Annotated in this window: 14 protein-coding genes and 1 riboswitch; of the genes, 13 read left to right on the top strand and 1 reads right to left on the bottom strand. The window is 35.4% G+C overall.

What is annotated here, in order from left to right; genetic code table 11:
• Positions 1-6: 6 nt before the first annotated feature.
• The 4 genes from ecsC to B5P40_RS07935 all read left to right on the top strand — a co-directional run bounded on the left by ecsC (position 7) and on the right by B5P40_RS07935 (position 3,695).
• Positions 7-714, top strand: coding sequence for an ecs operon protein EcsC (gene ecsC / locus B5P40_RS07950; protein WP_002011122.1), 708 nt, complete (start codon positions 7-9; stop codon positions 712-714).
• Positions 715-842: 128 nt separating this feature from the next.
• On the top strand, positions 843-1,580 hold the full coding sequence (locus B5P40_RS07945) for a (Fe-S)-binding protein (RefSeq protein ID WP_078204846.1): 738 nt from the start codon (positions 843-845) through the stop codon (positions 1,578-1,580).
• A 2-nt stretch (positions 1,581-1,582) separates the two neighbouring features.
• The gene (locus B5P40_RS07940) at positions 1,583-3,013 is read left to right on the top strand and encodes a LutB/LldF family L-lactate oxidation iron-sulfur protein (RefSeq protein WP_113709084.1); all 1,431 of its coding nucleotides are present in this window, start codon (positions 1,583-1,585) and stop codon (positions 3,011-3,013) included.
• Positions 2,994-3,695, top strand: coding sequence for a LutC/YkgG family protein (locus tag B5P40_RS07935; RefSeq protein ID WP_113709083.1), 702 nt, complete (start codon positions 2,994-2,996; stop codon positions 3,693-3,695). Before B5P40_RS07940 ends, B5P40_RS07935 begins: the two co-directional genes overlap by 20 nt.
• Positions 3,696-3,888: 193 nt before the next feature.
• Here B5P40_RS07935 and B5P40_RS07930 read toward each other — a convergent pair whose 3' ends face one another.
• A complete protein-coding gene (locus B5P40_RS07930; RefSeq protein ID WP_113709082.1) occupies positions 3,889-4,029 on the bottom strand; it encodes a sporulation protein YjcZ in 141 nt (46 codons plus the stop codon).
• A gap of 156 nt (positions 4,030-4,185) precedes the next feature.
• On the opposite strand from B5P40_RS07930, the gene B5P40_RS07925 reads away from it, so the two are divergent.
• From B5P40_RS07925 to B5P40_RS07890, 9 genes are all read left to right on the top strand, one after another.
• Complete coding sequence (locus B5P40_RS07925) at positions 4,186-4,770, top strand: TetR/AcrR family transcriptional regulator (RefSeq protein ID WP_113709081.1); 585 nt, start codon at positions 4,186-4,188, stop codon at positions 4,768-4,770.
• 2 nt (positions 4,771-4,772) lie between these two features.
• The gene (locus B5P40_RS32700; protein ID WP_002011131.1) at positions 4,773-4,943 is read left to right on the top strand and encodes a hypothetical protein; all 171 of its coding nucleotides are present in this window, start codon (positions 4,773-4,775) and stop codon (positions 4,941-4,943) included.
• 83 nt (positions 4,944-5,026) lie between these two features.
• Positions 5,027-5,503 carry a PH domain-containing protein gene (locus tag B5P40_RS07920; RefSeq protein WP_002087158.1) on the top strand — a complete coding sequence of 159 codons (477 nt, stop codon included), beginning with the start codon at positions 5,027-5,029 and terminating at the stop codon, positions 5,501-5,503.
• Positions 5,496-6,935 (top strand): PH domain-containing protein, encoded by a 1,440-nt coding sequence (locus tag B5P40_RS07915; protein WP_113709080.1) that lies wholly within the window; start codon positions 5,496-5,498, stop codon positions 6,933-6,935. The genes B5P40_RS07920 and B5P40_RS07915 overlap by 8 nt, the downstream gene beginning before the upstream one ends.
• A gap of 203 nt (positions 6,936-7,138) precedes the next feature.
• On the top strand, positions 7,139-7,792 hold the full coding sequence (locus B5P40_RS07910; RefSeq protein WP_002064126.1) for a DUF975 family protein: 654 nt from the start codon (positions 7,139-7,141) through the stop codon (positions 7,790-7,792).
• Between the two features lie 339 nt (positions 7,793-8,131).
• Entirely contained in the window at positions 8,132-8,566 is a 435-nt protein-coding gene (locus B5P40_RS07905; protein WP_002087154.1) for a hypothetical protein, read from the top strand.
• 9 nt (positions 8,567-8,575) lie between these two features.
• Positions 8,576-8,842, top strand: a complete 267-nt coding sequence (locus B5P40_RS07900; protein WP_002168957.1) for a CPCC family cysteine-rich protein — start codon at positions 8,576-8,578, stop codon at positions 8,840-8,842.
• A gap of 417 nt (positions 8,843-9,259) precedes the next feature.
• Positions 9,260-9,796 carry a TetR/AcrR family transcriptional regulator gene (locus B5P40_RS07895; protein ID WP_113709079.1) on the top strand — a complete coding sequence of 179 codons (537 nt, stop codon included), beginning with the start codon at positions 9,260-9,262 and terminating at the stop codon, positions 9,794-9,796.
• Positions 9,797-9,968: 172 nt separating this feature from the next.
• Positions 9,969-10,061: riboswitch (cyclic di-GMP riboswitch) on the top strand.
• Between the two features lie 58 nt (positions 10,062-10,119).
• On the top strand, positions 10,120-19,155 hold the full coding sequence (locus tag B5P40_RS07890; RefSeq protein ID WP_113709078.1) for a SpaA isopeptide-forming pilin-related protein: 9,036 nt from the start codon (positions 10,120-10,122) through the stop codon (positions 19,153-19,155).
• Positions 19,156-19,239 lie beyond the last annotated feature (84 nt).

Raw genomic sequence — 19,239 nt, 5'->3', positions numbered from 1 at the left:
GAACCTATGATTACATATGAAGAGAAGGTTATAAAAGAATTGGAGCAGTGGAAAGCTACATTCATGAAAGATTCTTCTATGATGACACGGTTCTCTAAAAAAGTGCAGGTGAAAGTGCAACAACTAGTGCCCGCGAAAGTGCAAAAGGTACTAACAGAAACGATTCGGATGATGGTGCAAACAATTAGCGCTGGATCAAACTTCATAAAACCGAAGCTAAAAGAAACGAACTGGTCACTGCAAAGAAGAGATGATGAAGTACGTAAAAAAATGGACGAATATAAAAAAGTCGCAGCGGCAGAAGGGGCAGGAACAGGAGCAGGTGGTATTCTCCTTGGCCTTGCCGATTTCCCGTTATTACTTACTATTAAAATAAAATTTTTATTCGATGCAGCAACATTGTACGGATTTGATACGAGTAAAAAAGAAGAGCGCCTTTTTATTCTTCACGTTTTCCAGCTTGCTTTTTCAAGTGACGATTACCGAAAAGAAGTATGGAAAGCGATTGAAACGTGGGATACAGAAGAAGAAAATCATATGGACTGGGAAAAGTTCCAAACAGAATACCGAGACTATATCGATTTAGCAAAAATGCTTCAACTCGTTCCAATCATCGGTGCCCCAGTCGGCGCATATGCGAACTATCAATTACTGCAAAGACTCGGAGAAGTGACGATGAATTGTTATCGTATGCGATTGCTGAATAGAAATTAAAAAGAAAGCACCCTACATGTGTAATTTAGGGTGCTTTTTGTTATTTTTATTCATATTTTTCATCTTTTTACCAATAATATACAAATAGAGTTACTTGAGATTACTTTACTGTATTTAGGGGTGCAAATATGAAAGTATCAATTTTTATCACTTGTGTGGCAGATGTTTTTTATCCAGAGGTCGGAAGTGATGTCGTCGAAATTCTTGAAGATTTAGGCTGTGAAGTTGATTTTCCTAAAAGCCAAACTTGCTGCGGCCAACCTGCCTATAATAGCGGGTATTTGAAAGAAACGAAAACAGCGGCAAAACATATGATTGAAACCTTTGCCAGTTCAGAATATGTTGTGGCACCATCGGGTTCGTGCGCGATGATGGTTCACGAGTTTTCTACCTTATTTTCTGACAGTGAAGCGGAGTGGAAGAAAAAAGCTACTGAACTTGCGAATAAAACGTATGAATTTACACAATTTCTCGTTGAAGTATTAGGGAAAGAAGACTTAGGTGCGGAGCTTCATAAAAAAGCAACGGTTCATACATCTTGTCATATGAGCCGGTTAATGGGGATTAAGGAACCACCGCAAAAATTATTAAAATGTGTAAAGGGACTGGAAGTTGTTTCACTACCGCATAATTATGATTGCTGCGGATTTGGAGGGACATTCTCAGTGAAAATGCCAGAAATCTCTGAGCAAATGGTTGAGGAAAAAGTAAAGCATATTATGGAAACCGGTGCGGAAGTGTTAATTGGGATGGATTGTAGCTGCTTAATGAATATAAAAGGACGTTTAACACGTAATGGTTATCCAATTGATGTAAAACATATTGCTCAAGTATTAAATGAAGATCGAAAACAAGGGGGGATATAGAGATGGGAATGAAAATTGGGAACGATCCCTTTCATAAGCGTACTAAAACAGGCATTGGGGATCAATTTATGCGACAGGCTGTCAGGAAAGCGCAAGATGGTCTTAGAATCAAGAAATTAAAAGCTACTGAGAGTCTTGGGAATTGGGAGGAATGGCGAGCTTTAGGAGAAGAAATTCGAAAGCATACATTAGAAAACCTTGATTATTATTTACATCAGCTAAGTGAAAATATTGAGGAAAACGGTGGTTTTGTTTATTTCGCAAAGACTGCAGAAGACGCAAGGGAATATGTAAAAGAGATTGTAAAAAAGAAAAATGCGAAAAAAATTGTGAAATCAAAATCGATGGTAACAGAAGAGATTAGTTTAAATGAAGCGATTGAAGAAGCTGGAGCAGAAGTGTTAGAAACAGATCTTGCTGAATTTATTCTACAAGTGAACGACCACGATCCTCCCTCGCATATTGTTGTTCCGTGTCTTCACAAGGATAAAGAACACATTTGTGAAATATTTAAAACAAAGTTAGATTATACGGGAACATCTGATCCTACGGAAATGGCGAGGTTTGTAAGATCATATTTACGTGATGATTTTTTTGCAGCGGATATAGGAGTGACTGGATGTAACTTTGCTGTTGCAGAGTCTGGGTCAATTTCTATCGTAGCGAACGAAGGAAATGCAAGACTTACTACGACACTTCCAAAAACGTTGATTACAGTTATGGGGATGGAACGTATTGTTCCGACGTGGGAAGAGCTTGATGTTTTAGTAACACTTCTATGCCGAAGTTCTGTAGGACAAAAGTTAACAAGTTATATTACAGGATTAACTGAGCCTGGCGGAACAGATGGACCTGAGGAATTTCATTTAGTCATTGTTGATAATGGCCGTTCCGATATTGTAGGAACAGAATTCCAAAGTGTCCTTCAGTGCATTCGTTGCGCGGCATGTATTAATGTGTGTCCTGTATACAGGCATATTGGTGGACATGCATATGGCTCTATTTATCCAGGACCAATTGGAGCTGTGTTGACACCGCTTTTAGGGGGATATGATGAATATAAGGATTTACCTTACGCATCTAGCCTTTGTGGTGCTTGTACAGAAGCGTGTCCAGTGAAAATCCCGTTACATGACTTATTAATTAAACATCGCGGCCGCATTGTAGAAGAAAAACAATCACCTGTAGCTTGGAACGTGGCTATGAAAGGTTTTGAAAAAGCGGTGAAGAGTCCTAGACTATTTTCTTTTGCAGCGAAGAGCGCTCCGTATGCATTAAAACCTCTTGCAAAAGGGGATAAGATCGAGCGTGGAATTGGGCCGTTAAAAGCTTGGACGGATGCGAGAGATTTTCCAGTTCCGAAAAAACAACCGTTTCGAGAGTGGTTTGAAAAACACGAAAAGGAGAACAATGATGGCCATCCAAAATCGTGAGGAATTTTTACTCCAGTTATCAGAAAAGCTTGGTAGGAAACGTCCAGAAGCAGTGAAAAAACCGAACTGGTCTTTTTCCCCGCAGTGGGATGTTTTTGACGGACTGGCGCAAGATGAACTTGTATTAAAGTTAATAGAGCACTGCGAAGTTATTCATACAGAAGTAAAGCGAACAACAAAGGAAAATCTTGTTGAAACATTGGGGTCTTTTATAAAAGAATGGAATATCAAATCTGTTATATGTTCGAATGATGAGCGCTTTAATGAGTATGGTCTTACGCCATGTTTCAGCAATAAAGGTACAACACATTTTCGTACATGGGGATTAGAACATAAAGAAGAGGACATAAAATTTGCGAAAGCTGCTGACCTTGGCATTACGTTCAGTGATATGACTTTGGCAGAATCAGGAACCGTTGTACTATTTAATGACGGGTTAAAAGGAAGACATGTGAGTCTTCTTCCGGAGTCATATATTGCAATCGTTCCTAAAAGTACGATTGTGCCAAGATTAACCCAAGCTACAAAACTGATCCATAATCAAAATAAAGCGGGAGAAAACTTGCCGGCTTGTGTGAACTTCGTTTCGGGTCCATCAAATAGCGCGGATATTGAAATGAACCTTGTCGTAGGTGTGCATGGGCCAATTAGAACAGCGTATATTATTGTGGATGATCAATAACGATTTACGTGTGCGAGTTGGAAATATAGATGAAGCATTATAAGAATACTGAAAATAGAAAGCGCTGGCTGTTAAATATAACCGGGGCTTTCTATTTTGTGTGCCCTTACTGGTGAAGAAACCTTAAGAAGGAAAATTTTAATCTCTGTTTAAGTTTTCTACGCTACTATAACTAACTGAATTGTGTCTTTTCTTAGAAGCTAAACACACTATAACTAGCTCCAATTATAATGAATACGATAAAGAGCAGAATGAGTAATAAAAGCCCACTACTATCGCTCTTACCATCTTTGCCATCTTCACCGCCGCTACCACCTTTACCGCCAGATCCCATATGAAAATCCTCCTTATCGTTATACATTATTTTTACTTTATATTTTTCTAGGTTCATCAAGAAGTTCCTTTTAAAACTCTAATTAACTTGCAAATCATTCATTTTCATTTTACAATTTATTTACCGACCGGTAAGTAAAAATAGAAGAGGTACAGTATGACAAAAAATTTACAAACATCGCAGCACATTGTAGATGCATCATTTAAACTAATGGCAGAGCATGGCATTGAGAAGATGAGTCTTTCAATGATTGCGAAAGAAGTAGGCATATCAAAGCCAGCTATTTATTATCATTTTCCGTCTAAAGAAGCGCTAGTTGATTTTTTATTTGAAGAGATTTTTTCTGGATATTATTTCGTGAATTACTTCGATAAAGACCAATATACGAAAGAAAACTTTGCAGAAAAGTTAATCGCAGATGGTTTACATATGTTGTCGGAGTATAGAGGTCAAGAAGGCATATTACGCGTTATAAATGAATTCATCGTAACGGCAACGCGAAATGAAAAGTACCAGAAACGCTTATTTGAAATACAAGAAGATTTCTTAAATGGATTCCACGATTTATTAAGGCAAGGCGCGGAACTTGGTGTTGTGTCACAACATGCAACTGAAGAAAACGCGCATACATTAGCGCTCGTTATTGATAATATGAGTAATTACATATTAATAGGATTCCAGTTAAAGTATAAAGAAATTTGGATTCAAAATGTGAAAAACGTAATGAAGGAGGGGGAATAAAAATGAAAATGCAGAAAAACTGGTGGCTCGGTTTTCTTGGATTTGTGGGAGTGTATAAAATTCCAGGTATGATTGAAGCTTTCCAAGCGGATAAAGGTTGGCTCGCATTAATTAGTTTAGTTTGGCTCCTTTGGTTCGGATATTTTATTCCTGAGAAAAAAACGGATAAATAATAAATTTTCAATTTTATGTAAAGTTATGTAAAATATAGATTGAGACAATTCATATATTAGATTAATAGATTTGGAGTGGTTACATGGATCCATTGAAAAATGAAATTCATCCTGACATGGTCAAGGTGTGGAAAGTTCGTGCTGTAATTGAAGAAGGGATCGGTATTCTCGTCATTTTAGCTTACCTGTTCCTCATGATAAAGTTTGATTGGTGGGCGTGGATTTTGTATGTGATGGTTGGGCTAACAGTTGCGCTAGCACCATTTTCGTACTTTGTATTCCCGAAACTACGTCAGCGTTATTATAGCTATCAATTAAATGAAGAAGAGCTTGAAATTCAGCACGGTCTTTTCGTAGTAAAGCGCGTATTAGTACCGATGATTCGTGTACAGCACGTGACAATTGAACAAGGGCCAATTATGAGAAAACATGGATTAGCAGAATTACATATTTCAACAGCAGCAACTTCTCATAGTATTCCAGGCTTAACGATGTATGAAGCAGAAATGCTGAAAACGAGAATCGCAGAATTAGCGAAAGTGAGTGATGAGGATGTATAAGAGGCAGCATCCCATTACGATGTTATTAGAATTAAAAATAACAGATTTTATACCATTACTTATTTTCATGTTTAGTTTAAATGGAAAGTTCCCATTTTGGTATTTAATTCCCGCTGGATTCGGTTTACTTACTATTTTTTCAGCGTTTGAAAAATGGTATTACACAACATACTGGGTTGAAAATAACGTATTACATGTGAAACAAGGGCTCTTCGTGAAGAAAGAGAGTTACTTAAATAAAGAACGTGTTCAAACGATTAATACAAGTTCTAACGTGTTATATCAAATGCTCGGTTTGAAGAAAATTCAGATCGAAACAGCTGGCGGAGGCGATGATGCAGAAGTTAGCTTAGCTGGTATTACGGAAGATGAGGCGAAGGAGCTTATTTCCTTACTAAATGAGCCAACTCCAGAAGTGAAAGCAGAAGAAACATCAGAAGAAGTAGTAGAAAAAGAAGCTATGACAGAGGAAAAGCAAGCGACAGAGTACAAATTAACTTTGAAAGAAATTTTATTAGCATCTGTTACATCCGGTCAATTTGGATTATTATTCTCATTAATCTTTTTCGTGTATCACCAAGTAGATGAGTACATTCCGAAATGGATAAAAAATAGCGTAGAGTCGTATGTAATGGATCATGATATATACGGCTGGATTTACATGGTAGCTATTTTACTCGTCCTTTCGTGGATTATATCTACAATTGGTTACGCGTTAAAACATGGTAATTTCACAGTAAATCGAAAAAACGATGAAGTGCGTATTTCTCAAGGATTACTTGAAAGGAAAGAACTTGTACTAAAGTTACACCGCATTCAAGGGATTACGATAAAAGAAGGTATTTTCCGTCAGATGTTCGGTTATTGTGCTGTGCAAGTCGAAGTCATTCAAAGTAAGGGATTGGGAGAAGAGAAAGACAAAGTTACGCTGCATCCGATTATTCGAAAAGATCGTGTGCAAGAGTTACTCGCTCATTTACAATTGCCATATGAACTGAATACAAACATTATTGCATTACCAAAAGCAGCCTTGCGCCGTTATTTAATTGATAGTTTCATTTTCTTCGCAATGCTAGCAATCCCGCTTACTGGGATAGGCATATACTTTGAAAAGTATTTCATCATGTGGGCGTTGTTACCGCTAGCTATCCTCATCTTTACACTTGGATACGCAACATTTAAAACAAATGGTTACGGCGTAAACGGAGAACAAATTACGATTATACATCGTAGTATTGGGAAACATACAGGACTTGTAAGAAGAAGACACGTCCAATCAATTGAAAAAACACAATCATATTTCCAGCGCCGAGCGGATTTATGTACGTATACGTTTTCTAGTGCATCATCGAATTATAAACTAGAGCATACGAGAGTAGAAGATGCGGAGAGAATGCAGGATTGGTATAAGAAGAGAATATGTGAGGATTAATTTAAAAAAGCTTGCCTATTATGAAAGGCAGGCTTTTTTGTTATGGAGAAATGAGTAGTTTGATTCATATATGGGTGCAACTACAGCTCACATTTCTCAATACGTATCAGAAAAAAAGGTAGTACCTTTCTATTTCAGGGAAATTCGTGAAATTTTTGATATAAATGGTATACTAATATAGAAATAATATTAGGAGGTTATATATGATAAGTCAGTTGAAAAGAGAAGCACTTGATGCATTAAAAGGAAAATGGGGATTAGCGGTAGGGGCAACCTTATTACTTGGAATCCTTATTGGAGCTGTTGAACTTCTAATTACAGGTGTTTTCTCGATGCTTTGGGGTTGGGAAGAAGCAAGTGATTCGCTTACAGTAAGTATTATTGCAATGCTTGTTATTGGTCCGTTAACAATAGGCGCCTACTATCTTGTTTTAAATGTAATCCGTGAGACTAGTGCTCGCATTGGTGATTTATTTAGATGGTTTAGCGATGGAAGTAAGCTTATGAAGTCGTTTTTAACATATTTACTAATGTATGTATACTTGATGCTATGGACATTACTTCTTATTATTCCGGGTATTATTAAATCATTTTCTTATTCTATGACGTATTTTATTTTGAATGATCGTCCAGAATACACAGCGAATCAAGCAATTACCGAAAGTCGCCGTATGATGAATGGACATAAAATGGATTACTTTTTACTATGCTTAAGTTTCCTTGGCTGGTTCATTTTAAGTATTCTTACTATAGGAATCGGTTTCTTATGGTTAGCACCTTATTTCTACGCGACATCGGCAGCATTTTATGAAGAGATTTCAAAAGAATATTATAAAAAAGAAGGTACTACTTTCTAATAAACCACCTAAACCACTTGTCCCTTAAAGAATATAGGGAACAGACGGTTTAGGTGTTTTGATATGTTTTCTGTTTTCGGGTTCACTTCAGGATAAGGTATAGGTTTTTATCCCGCTATTTGTGGGCAGTAAAACTCCCACATCAAAATTCAGGTGGAGCAAAGAAGTTAGGTGGGAGTCGGGCTGCCCGTAAACGCCCGATTGATGCGGGCTGATTAAAGCTTCACTTTATATAGAAATTCTTCCCTCTATGTTTTATCATAGAGGGGTATTTTTTCATGTGAAAATGATAGAAAATAATGAATAATATATGTGAAGGGAAAAGTGAGGTGAGCATGATTGAGGAAATTTTTAATTCCGTATTCCCATTCTTTATTAAGTTTATTTATTTCAATGACGATAGTTCAAATATACGATGAGAAGGGGATTTTCGAAGGAGGGCTATTTTCTATTTTTACGAATCTTTTTATTGCTATGGCCAACATGTTGGCTGCTACTTTGATAATTGGAATCCCTGTTGTTTTAGTTGGCTGTCTTCTTGGGGAGATATTGTTTAGGTGTGTTATTTTACCTGTAAAGCTACATTTTATTCCATCCTTAATTTTATATATTCTCTTAGCTATAAGTATTGTTTTTGGTTATGAAGTTATATCTGACGGGTTCCCTACAATATATGAAAATACGCGTATTGTTGTAATGATGTACTTTATGGGACTAACTGTCATTTGCTCTATTACATTTTTAGTAAGCAGGACTACATATGAAGAGAAATAAGGTGATTATATGAAATACACTTGTCCATGCTGCGGATATAAAACGTTAGAAGAAGAACCACCAGGTACATATGAAATCTGTAACATATGTTATTGGGAAGATGATCCTGTTCAGTTTAACGATCATGACTTTGAAGGCGGAGCAAATGAGCCCTCGTTAAGACAAGCGCAGAGAAATTTCATTGCGTTTGGTGCTTGCGAGGAATGTTTCGTTGGATCAGTTAGAAAGCCGACTAGTGAAGATGTGAAGGATGCTAGTTGGAGAGAAATTTGTTAAGTGGTTTATAGGTAGAAAATGTTATTACTTATAGAAAGAGAAGTAATAACATTTTTTATTTAGTGATTAAAGAATTGGCACCGTCTTATAAAATAAAACAATAAAGCTGATAGGGTGGTAGGAAGACCAGCGTCGAAAAATGCTTGAAAACTAAAGGATAGGAAATCGACTCGTTAAAATTGTATTTCACATTCATGGGAATATTAGGGATTTATATAAATGTATAGATGTATAGTCTACGGAGTGTATTTAATGTTATCATATTGGATGATATGGAAATTTTTAATAGAAGAAGCAACTAACAATTCAAATGTAATGAAGCCTATATTGAATAAAAAATATCTAGTAGTATTCAACAATATTAAAAATAAAATACGTATTTAGATAGAATTAGTAGAAATGAGGGTTTAAAAAGGAATGAACACGAGCATAACACGGCAAAAAATTTTAGCCGCCGCTTCTCAAATTGTTCAATTTAAAGGAGTAGCTAAGTTAACTTTAGAAGCAGTAGCAAAAGAGGCAGGTGTAAGTAAAGGTGGATTATTGTATCACTTTTCAAATAAAGAAGCTTTAATAGAGGCTATGATACTCAAAGGGGTAGAGGATTATCAGGGTGCTATTCACAATAAAGTAGCAGAAGACTCAGAGAGGAAAGGAAGGTGGGTTCGTTCTTTTGTAGAGGAAAGATTAAGTAATGAGAGAAGAACAGAAGAGTTGTGTAGTAGTATGATGGCAGCAATAATGCTAAAACCTGAATTACTTGAGCCATTACAAAAATCATTTCAGCAACTACAAAATAAAATAGAAAATGATGAGATGGATTCGGTTTGTGCCACAATTATTAGATTAGCAGCAGATGGGTTATGGTATTCGGAATGTTTAGGGGTTGGAAGAATAAGCCCCGAATTAAGAGAAAAAGTGATTCGAGCTCTTATCTCTTCTTCTTATAAATAGAATATACAAACTATATAATATAAAACAATTCACCGTTGGTTATTTAATCCAGTGTTGAATTGTTTTTTTTTATTAGAATAATAGAACAATTGTATAGAGTGTTGAATTAAAACCGTCCAGACGGTATAGTAATATTTGGTTCAAAAGGAAAATGAAACAAAAAAATAATAGAAAATATTTTTAGCACACTATTCGAAAGGATAGGCCGCAAAGCTTAGAGTCTACGGTAATATATATTGGTTACTAAGATCGTCTGGTTGCACATTTTGATGCAACCAGACGATCTTTTTTGTTATATAAATATAATATTCAAGGAGGAAAATATGCAAACGAAAAGTACTAAAAGGCACATTTCAATGGTTTCATTAGTTTTTCTAGTATTATTTTCAGTGCTGAATGTGTGGGCTCCAGTTATTCAAGCTGCTGTGATGAAAAGTCCAGTAGATGAGATTAACATTTCCCGTACTGATGGCACGACATCTGAACCATATCAGGCTTCAGATGGTATGAAAGTAGAAGTGAAGTGGTCTGCTAAAGAACAGATAAAGAGTGGAGATCAATTCACAATTGATATGCCAAAAGAATTTCGAAAAGATCTTATGAATCTGAGTTTTCCTTTAAAAGATGCTGAAGGAAAAATAGTTGGTACATGTGATATGAAAAATGGTCTATTGACGTGTACTATGGGGGATTATGTAGATGGAAAGAATAACATTAAAGGTTCTTTATTCGTAGAATTCTACTTTAATCTAGAAGCATATGATGGTGTCGAAAAAATCCCATTAGAATTTAACGTTGATGGTCAAATCGTAAATAAAGAAGTAAGTGTAAGTAATACGACAGAGAGACCCAAGCCACAGCCAAATACAGATAATTTATTGAAATGGGGCTCTTATAATCAAGAAGATCCGTCCATTGCTGACTGGCTTGTATATGTAAATGCAACTGGAACAGAAATGCAAGATCTTAAATTAACAGACACATTAGGACCTGGGCATGAGTTAATTACAGACAGCGTAGTATTAGAAGAAGCAGTATTTGAAGATGGTTATGTACCAACAAATACTGAGCCAGCAGATTTATCTAAAATTAAAATCAATGCAACGAAAACTGGATTTACAATTGAATTTCCAGACAGTTCAAAAGGTTATATTTTAAGATATAAAACAAAGATTACAAATCCTGCTGCAAAGCCTCATAAAAATACAGTGAAATTAGAAGGCAAAAATATTAAAACTGAAGAAAAAGTAGGACAAGTATTCGTAAGTGGTGGGGGAGGAACCGGTTCAGGTGACGATAATCCACCTAGTATTGAAAAGAATATAGTTGATGAGAATGGTAAGCTTGTAGAGAATCAGCAGTTAGCGCAAATGGATCAACCTATTCAATATCAAGTTGGTACACATATACCAAACGATCCTCCTAAATACACATCTATGGTAATTAGTGATGATTTAGAAGATGTATTAGAAGTATTAGAGGCAAAAGTGTATGATCAGAGTGGCCAAGATATTACTTCTAAAGGAACACTAAAGATAGATAAACAAAAAAGTGAAGTAACATTTACGTTCGGTGAGAGTTTTGACTATAAGTCATATGAAGACCAGATAATTAACTTGAATATTAAGGCGAAAATTAAAGCTGGTGCAGACTTATCTTCTTACGTAGATAAGAAGATTCCTAATAAAGCAGAATTACATTTTGATGATAAAAAATTAACATCGAAAGAAGTAACTGTTACACCGCCTGAACCTCCAAAAGATGGCACAGTAGCTATTCATAAAATAGATGCTGAGGATCCGAATAAAGAGTTAACAGGTGCCGAATTTGAAGTTCGAAATAGTGAGGATAAGGTTGTTGCAGTACTGAAAACAGGCGAAAAAGGTTTTTCAGCCCCTCAAACTTTAGCACCTGGAACGTATAAAATTTATGAAAAAGTAGCACCTGAAGGATATCAAAAATTAACAAGTCCGGTAGAGGTTACACTTCAAGCTGGAGAAACAAAAACAATTGAAATTAAAAATAACATGCAAAAGGGTCAAATTGAATTAAAGAAAATTGATTCGGAAAATGGTGGTAAAGCATTAGCAAATGCAGAGTTTGATATAGTAAAAGACGGTGTAGCAGTTGAGCATATTATTACAGATAAAGACGGTAAGGCAATTTCTAAACCGTTAGCACTAGGAAAATATATTTTAAAAGAAACGAAAGCGCCCGAAGGATACCAATTAAAAGAAAAAGAGTTCGAAGTAAATGTAACAGGGGACGGCATATTCCCAATAACAGTAGAAAATGCAATGGTAGACAAAGGTAATGTAGAAATTACAAAAGTGGACAAAGAAAGCGGCGCAGTATTAGCGGGTGTCGAATTTGAAGTCCAAGATGAGAAAGATAAAGTGGTAAGAAAAGTAGTAACAGATAAAGATGGAAAAGCAAACGTTTCAGATCTATCAGTAGGAAAGTACAAATTAGTAGAGACGAAAAGCTTACCAGGTTACAAGAAACTAACAGAATCAGTATCATTTGAAATTAAAAAAGGTATGACGACAGTCCTATCATTGAAAGTAGAAAATGAGCAGTTAGACAAAGGCTCATTAGAAATTACAAAAGTAGATAAAGACAGTCAAAAAGTATTAGAAGGCGTAGTCTTCGAAGTGCAAGATGAAAAAGGAAAAGTGGTAAAAAAAGTAACGACAGATAAAGATGGAAAAGCGAATGTCTCAGACTTATCAGTAGGAAAATACAAATTAGTAGAGACGGAAGGCTTACCAGGTTACAAAAAATTAACAGAGCCAGTATCATTCGAAATTAAAAAAGGTATGACAGAAGTCTTATCACTGAAAGTAGAAAATGAGCAGTTAGATAAAGGCTCAGTAGAAATTATAAAAGTAGATAAAGACAGCCAAAAAGCATTAGAAGGTGTAGTCTTCGAAGTGCAAGATGAAGCTGGAAAAGTAATAAAGAAAGTAACAACAGATAAAAATGGGAAAGCAAAAATTGCAGACCTATCAGTAGGGAAATACAAACTAGTAGAAGTTGAAAGTTTACCAGACTATAAGAAACTAACAGAGCCAGTATCATTTGAAATCAAAAAAGGCATGACCGAGGTACTATCATTAAAAGTAGAAAATGAAATGGTAGATACGGGAAGCGTAGAGATAACGAAGATAGATAAAGATAATAAGGCGCCGTTAGCGGGAGTAACGTTTGTTGTCCAAGATGAGAAGGGCAATGAGGTGAAAAAAGTAACGACAGATAAAGATGGAAAAGCAAATGTTTCAGATTTACCTGTAGGAAAGTATGAATTAGTAGAGGTAGAAAGTTTACCTGGTTATAAAAAGTTAGAAAAACCAGTATCATTTGAAATTAAAAAAGGTATGACGAAGTCTTTAACATTTACTGTAGAAAACGAAATGGTGGATACGGGGAATGTTGAAATCACGAAAATAGACAAAGATAGTAAAGCACCATTAGAAGGTGTTGTGTTTGAAGTACGTGATTCAAAAGGTAAAGTAGTTACTAAAGTAACAACGGATAAAGATGGAAAAGCAAATGTTTCAGATTTATCTATTGGAAAGTATGAGTTGGTAGAAGTAGAAACACCAGCAGGATACAAACCGCTAGAAAAACCAATTTCATTCGAGATTGAAAAAGGTAGAGTTACAGCATTACAATTAACTGTCGAAAATGAATTAGTGGATACAGGAAATGTAGAAATTACAAAAGTAGACAAAGAAAATAAAGATGCTTTAGCTGATGCCGTATTTGAGATTCAAGACGAAGCAGGACAAGTAGTCGCTAAAATAACGACAGATAAAAAAGGGCACGCACAGGTTACTAATTTATCAGTTGGAACATACAAGTTGGTAGAGGTAAATGCACCAAAAGGATATAAGCAATTAGTAGATCCTATTACTTTCCAAATTGAAAAAGGTATGACAAAATCTCTTGCTTTAACAGTAGAAAACGAAATGTTAGACAAGGGTAATGTAGAAATTAAAAAAGTAGATAAAGAAGGCCAAAAAGCATTAGCGGGCGTAGTCTTTGAAGTACAAGATGAAGCAGGTAAAGTAGTAACTGAAGTAACGACAGATAAAAGTGGAAAAGCAAACGTCTCAGACTTATCTGTAGGCAAGTACAAATTAGTAGAAAAAGCAGGCTTATCGGGATACAAAAAACTAACAGAGCCAGTATCGTTCGAAATTAAAAAAGGTATGACGAAAGTTTTATCATTGAAAGTAGAGAACGAACTGTTAGATAAAGGTTCAGTAGAAATTACAAAAGTGGACAAAGAAAGTGGCGCAGTATTAGCGGGCGTAACCTTCGAAGTGCAAGATGAAAAAGATAAAGTAGTAACAAAAGTAACAACAGATAAAGATGGAAAAGCAACAATTTCAGATTTATCAGTAGGGAAATATAAGCTAGTAGAGGTAGAAAGCTTACCAGGATACAAAAAACTAGCGAAACCAGTATCGTTCGAAATTAAAAAAGGTATGACGGAAGTTTTATCAATAAAAGTAGAGAACGAACTGCTAGATAAAGGATCAGTAGAAATTACAAAAGTAGATAAAGACAGCCAAAAAGCATTAGCGGGCGTAGTCTTCGAAGTACAAGATGAGCAAGGAAAAGTAGTAACAGAAGTAACGACAGATAAAGAAGGAAAAGCAAAAATCTCAGACTTATCTGTAGGCAAGTACAAATTAGTAGAAAAAGCAGGCTTACCAGGATACAAAAAATTAACAGAACCAGTATCATTCGAAATTACAAAAGGTATGACGACAGTCCTATCAATGAAAGTAGAAAATGAGCAGTTAGATAAAGGCTCAGTAGAAATTACAAAAGTAGATAAAGAGAGCCAAAAAGCATTAGCAGGCGTAGTCTTCGAAGTGCAAGATGAGCAAAGAAAAGTAGTAACAGAAGTAACGACAGATAAAGATGGAAAAGCAAACGTCTCAGACTTATCTGTAGGCAAGTACAAATTAGTAGAAAAAGCAGGCTTACCGGGATACAAAAAACTAACAGAGCCAGTATCGTTCGAAATTAAAAAAGGTATGACGAAAGTTTTATCATTGAAAGTAGAGAACGAACTGTTAGATAAAGGTTCAGTAGAAATTACAAAAGTGGACAAAGAAAGTGGCGCAGTATTAGCGGGCGTAACCTTCGAAGTGCAAGATGAAAAAGATAAAGTAGTAACAAAAGTAACAACAGATAAAGATGGAAAAGCAACAATTTCAGATTTATCAGTAGGGAAATATAAGCTAGTAGAGGTAGAAAGCTTACCAGGATACAAAAAACTAGCGAAACCAGTATCGTTCGAAATTAAAAAAGGTATGACAGAAGTCCTATCATTGAAAGTAGAGAACGAAAAGTTAGATAAAGGTTCAGTAGAAATTACAAAAGTAGATAAAGACAGTCAAAAAGTATTAGAAGGCGTAGTCTTCGAAGTACAAGATGAGCAAGGCAAAGTAGTAACAGAAGTAAAAACAGATAAAGAAGGAAAAGCAAAAATCTCAGACTTATCTGTAGGCAAGTACAAATTAGTAGAAAAAGCAGGCTTACCAGGATACAAAAAATTAACAGAACCAGTATCATTCGAAATTAAAAAAGGTATGACGACAGTCCTATCAATGAAAGTAGAAAATGAGCAGTTAGATAAAGGCTCAGTAGAAATTACAAAAGTAGATAAAGACAGCCAAAAAGTATTAGCAGGCGTAGTCTTTGAAGTACAAGATGAAGCAGGCAAAGTAGTAACAGAAGTAACGACAGATAAAGATGGAAAAGCAAAAATTGCTGATTTATCTGCAGGAAAGTACAAATTAGTAGAGAAAGAAAGCTTACCAGGTTACAAAAAGTTAGCAGAACCAGTATCATTTGAAATTAAAAAAGGTATGACAGAAGTTCTATCATTAAAAATAGAAAATGAAATGGTAGATACGGGAAATGTAGAGATAACGAAGATAGATAAAGATAATAAGGTATCGTTAGCAGGTGTAGTCTTCGAAGTTCAAGACGAAACTGGCAAAGTAGTAACAAAAGTAACAACAGATAAGGAAGGAAAAGCAAACGTTTCAGACTTATCTGTAGGAAAGTACAAGCTGGTAGAAGTAGAGAGCTTACCAGGATACAAAAAATTAGAAAAGCCGGTACCATTTGAAATTAAAAAAGGTATGACAAAATCTCTAGCGTTCACTGTAGAAAACGAAATGGTGGATACGGGGAATGTTGAAATCACAAAAATAGACAAAGATAGTAAAGCGCCATTAGAAGGTGTTGTATTTGAAGTACGTGATTCAAAAGGCAAAGTAGTAGCGAAAGTAACAACGGATAAAGCTGGAAAGGCAAACGTTTCAGATCTATCTATTGGAAAGTATGAGTTGGTAGAAGTAGAAACACCAGCAGGATACAAACCACTAGAAAAACCAATTTTATTCGAAATTGAAAAAGGTAGAGTTACAGCATTACAATTAACTGTAGAAAATGAATTAGTGGATACAGGAAATGTAGAAATTACAAAAGTAGACAAAGAAAATAAAGATGCTTTAGCGGATGCAGTATTTGAGATTCAAGATGAAGCAGGACAAGTAGTCGCTAAAATAACGACAGATAAAAAAGGACACGCACAAGTTACTAATTTATCAGTTGGCACATACAAATTGGTCGAAGTAAAAGCACCAAAAGGTTATAAGCAATTAGTAGATCCGATTACTTTCCAAATTGAAAAAGGCATGACAAAATCTCTTGCTTTAACAGTAGAAAACGAAATGTTAGACAAGGGTAACGTAGAAATTACAAAAGTAGATAAAGAGAGCCAAAAAGCATTAGCAGGCGTAGTCTTTGAAGTACAAGATGAAGCAGGCAAAGTAGTAACAGAAGTAACGACAGATAAAGAAGGAAAAGCAACAATTTCAGATTTATCTGTAGGTAAGTACAAATTAGTAGAGAAAGAAAGCTTACCAGGTTACAAAAAGTTAGCAGAACCAGTATCATTTGAAATTAAAAAAGGTATGACGAAAGTCTTATCACTGAAAGTAGAAAACGAACTAGTAGATAAAGGTTCAGTAGAAATTACAAAAGTGGACAAAGAAAGTGGCGTAGTATTAGCGGGCGTAACTTTTGAAGTACAAGATGAAAAAGGCAAAGTAGTGACAGAAGTAAAAACAGATAAAGACGGTAAAGCAAAAATCGCTGATTTATCAGTAGGTAAGTATAAATTAGTAGAGAAAGAAAGCTTACCAGGTTACAAGAAGTTAACAGAACCAGTGTCATTCGAAATTAAAAAAGGTATGACGGAAGTCCTATCAATGAAAGTAGAGAATGAACAGTTAGATAAAGGATCTGTAGAAATTACAAAAGTAGATAAAGACAGTCAAAAAGTATTAGAAGGCGTAGTCTTCGAAGTACAAGATGAGCAAGGCAAAGTAGTAACAGAAGTAAAAACAGATAAAGAAGGAAAAGCAAAAGTTTCTGACCTATCTGTAGGTAAGTACAAATTAGTAGAAAAAGCAGGCTTACCAGGCTATAAAAAACTAACAGAACCAGTATCATTCGAAATTAAAAAAGGTATGACAGAAGTTCTATCATTAAAAATAGAAAATGAAATGATAGATACGGGAAATGTAGAGATAACGAAGATAGATAAAGATAATAAGGCACCGTTAGCAGGTGTAGTCTTCGAAGTGCAAGATGAAACTGGAAAAGTAGTAACAAAAGTAACGACAGATAAAGAAGGAAAAGCAAACGTTTCAGACTTATCTGTAGGAAAGTACAAAATAGTAGAAGTAGAGAGCTTACCAGGATACAAAAAATTAGAAAAGCCGGTACCATTTGAAATTACAAAAGGTATGACAAAATCTCTAGCGTTCACTGTAGAAAACGAAATGGTGGATACGGGGAATGTTGAAATCACGAAAATAGACAAAGATAGTAAAGCACCATTAGAAGGTGTTGTATTTGAAGTACGTGATTCAAAAGGGAAAGTAGTTACTAAAGTAAAAACGGATAAAGATGGAAAAGTAAATGTTTCAGATTTATCTATTGGGAAATATGAGCTGGTAGAAGTAGAAACACCAGCAGGATACAAACCGCTAGAAAAACCAATTTCATTCGAAATTGAAAAAGGTAGAGTAACAGCATTACAATTAACTGTCGAAAATGAATTAGTGGATACAGGAAATGTTGAAATTACAAAAGTAGACAAAGAAAATAAAGATGCTTTAGCTGATGCAGTATTTGAGATTCAAGATAAAGCAGGACAAGTAATTGCTAAAATAACGACAGATAAAAAAGGACACGCACAAGTTACTAATTTATCAGTTGGAACATACAAGTTGGTAGAAGTAAAAGCACCAAAAGGATATAAGCAATTAGTAAATCCGATTACTTTCCAAGTTGAAAAAGGCATGACAAAATCTCTTGCTTTAACAGTAGAAAATGAAATGATTGATACAGGATCTGTAGAAATCACAAAAGTAGACAGAGATAGCCAAAAAGCATTAGAAGGCGTAGTCTTCGAAGTGCAAGATGAGCAAGGAAAAGTAGTAACAGAAGTAACAACAGATAAAGAAGGAAAAGTAAAAGTTTCAGATCTATCTGTAGGAAGTTACAAACTAGTAGAGGTAGAAAGCTTACCAGGCTACAAGAAACTAACAGAGCCAGTATCATTTGAAATTAAAAAAGGTATGACAGAAGTCCTATCATTGAAAGTAGAGAATGAACTAGTAGATAAAGGTTCAGTGGAAATTACAAAAATGGCTGCTGAAAGCAAGAATATATTATCAGGAGCTGTGTTTGAAGTTCATGATGAAAAAGGTAAAATAGTCGTGAGAGTAACAACAGATAAAGATGGAAAAGCAAAAGTCTCAGATCTATCTGTAGGTAACTACACACTAGTAGAAGTAGAAGCACCAAAAGGATATGAAAAATTAACTAATCCAATTCCATTTGAAATTACAAAAGGAATGATAAGTTCAGTTCAATTAGAAGTATTAAACAAATTGAGTCATTTAGCACCACCAGGTCCAGAAAAACCGGAAACAACAGATCCAGAAAAACCGGAAACAACAGATCCAGAGAATCCTGGAACAACAGATCCAGAAAAACCTGGAACAACGAATCCAGAGAAACCTGGAACAACGAATCCAGAGAATCCTGGAACAACAAATCCAGAGAAACCTGGAACAACGAATCCAGAGAAGCCTGGAACAACGAATCCAGAGAAGCCTGGAACAACAGATCCAGAGAAACCTGAAAAAGAATTACCGAAGACAGGGCAGAAAATGCCTGTGGAACCATATATGGGAGCACTTCTTGTAATGATGAGTTTTGGCTTACTTGCATTAGGTAGAAAAAAACAGAGATAATGAAAGTAAAAAGGTATCCTCAAAGTATTTGAGGATACCTTTTTTATATTATTTGGCATAATAAAAAAAGCATCTAGCAAAAGT

It is taken from the genome of Bacillus sp. SRB_8 (assembly GCF_003264205.1).
Taxonomy (GTDB): domain Bacteria; phylum Bacillota; class Bacilli; order Bacillales; family Bacillaceae_G; genus Bacillus_A; species Bacillus_A mycoides.
The sequence above is the reverse complement of the archived record's forward strand: the minus strand, read 5'-3'. Positions and strand labels throughout refer to the sequence as shown.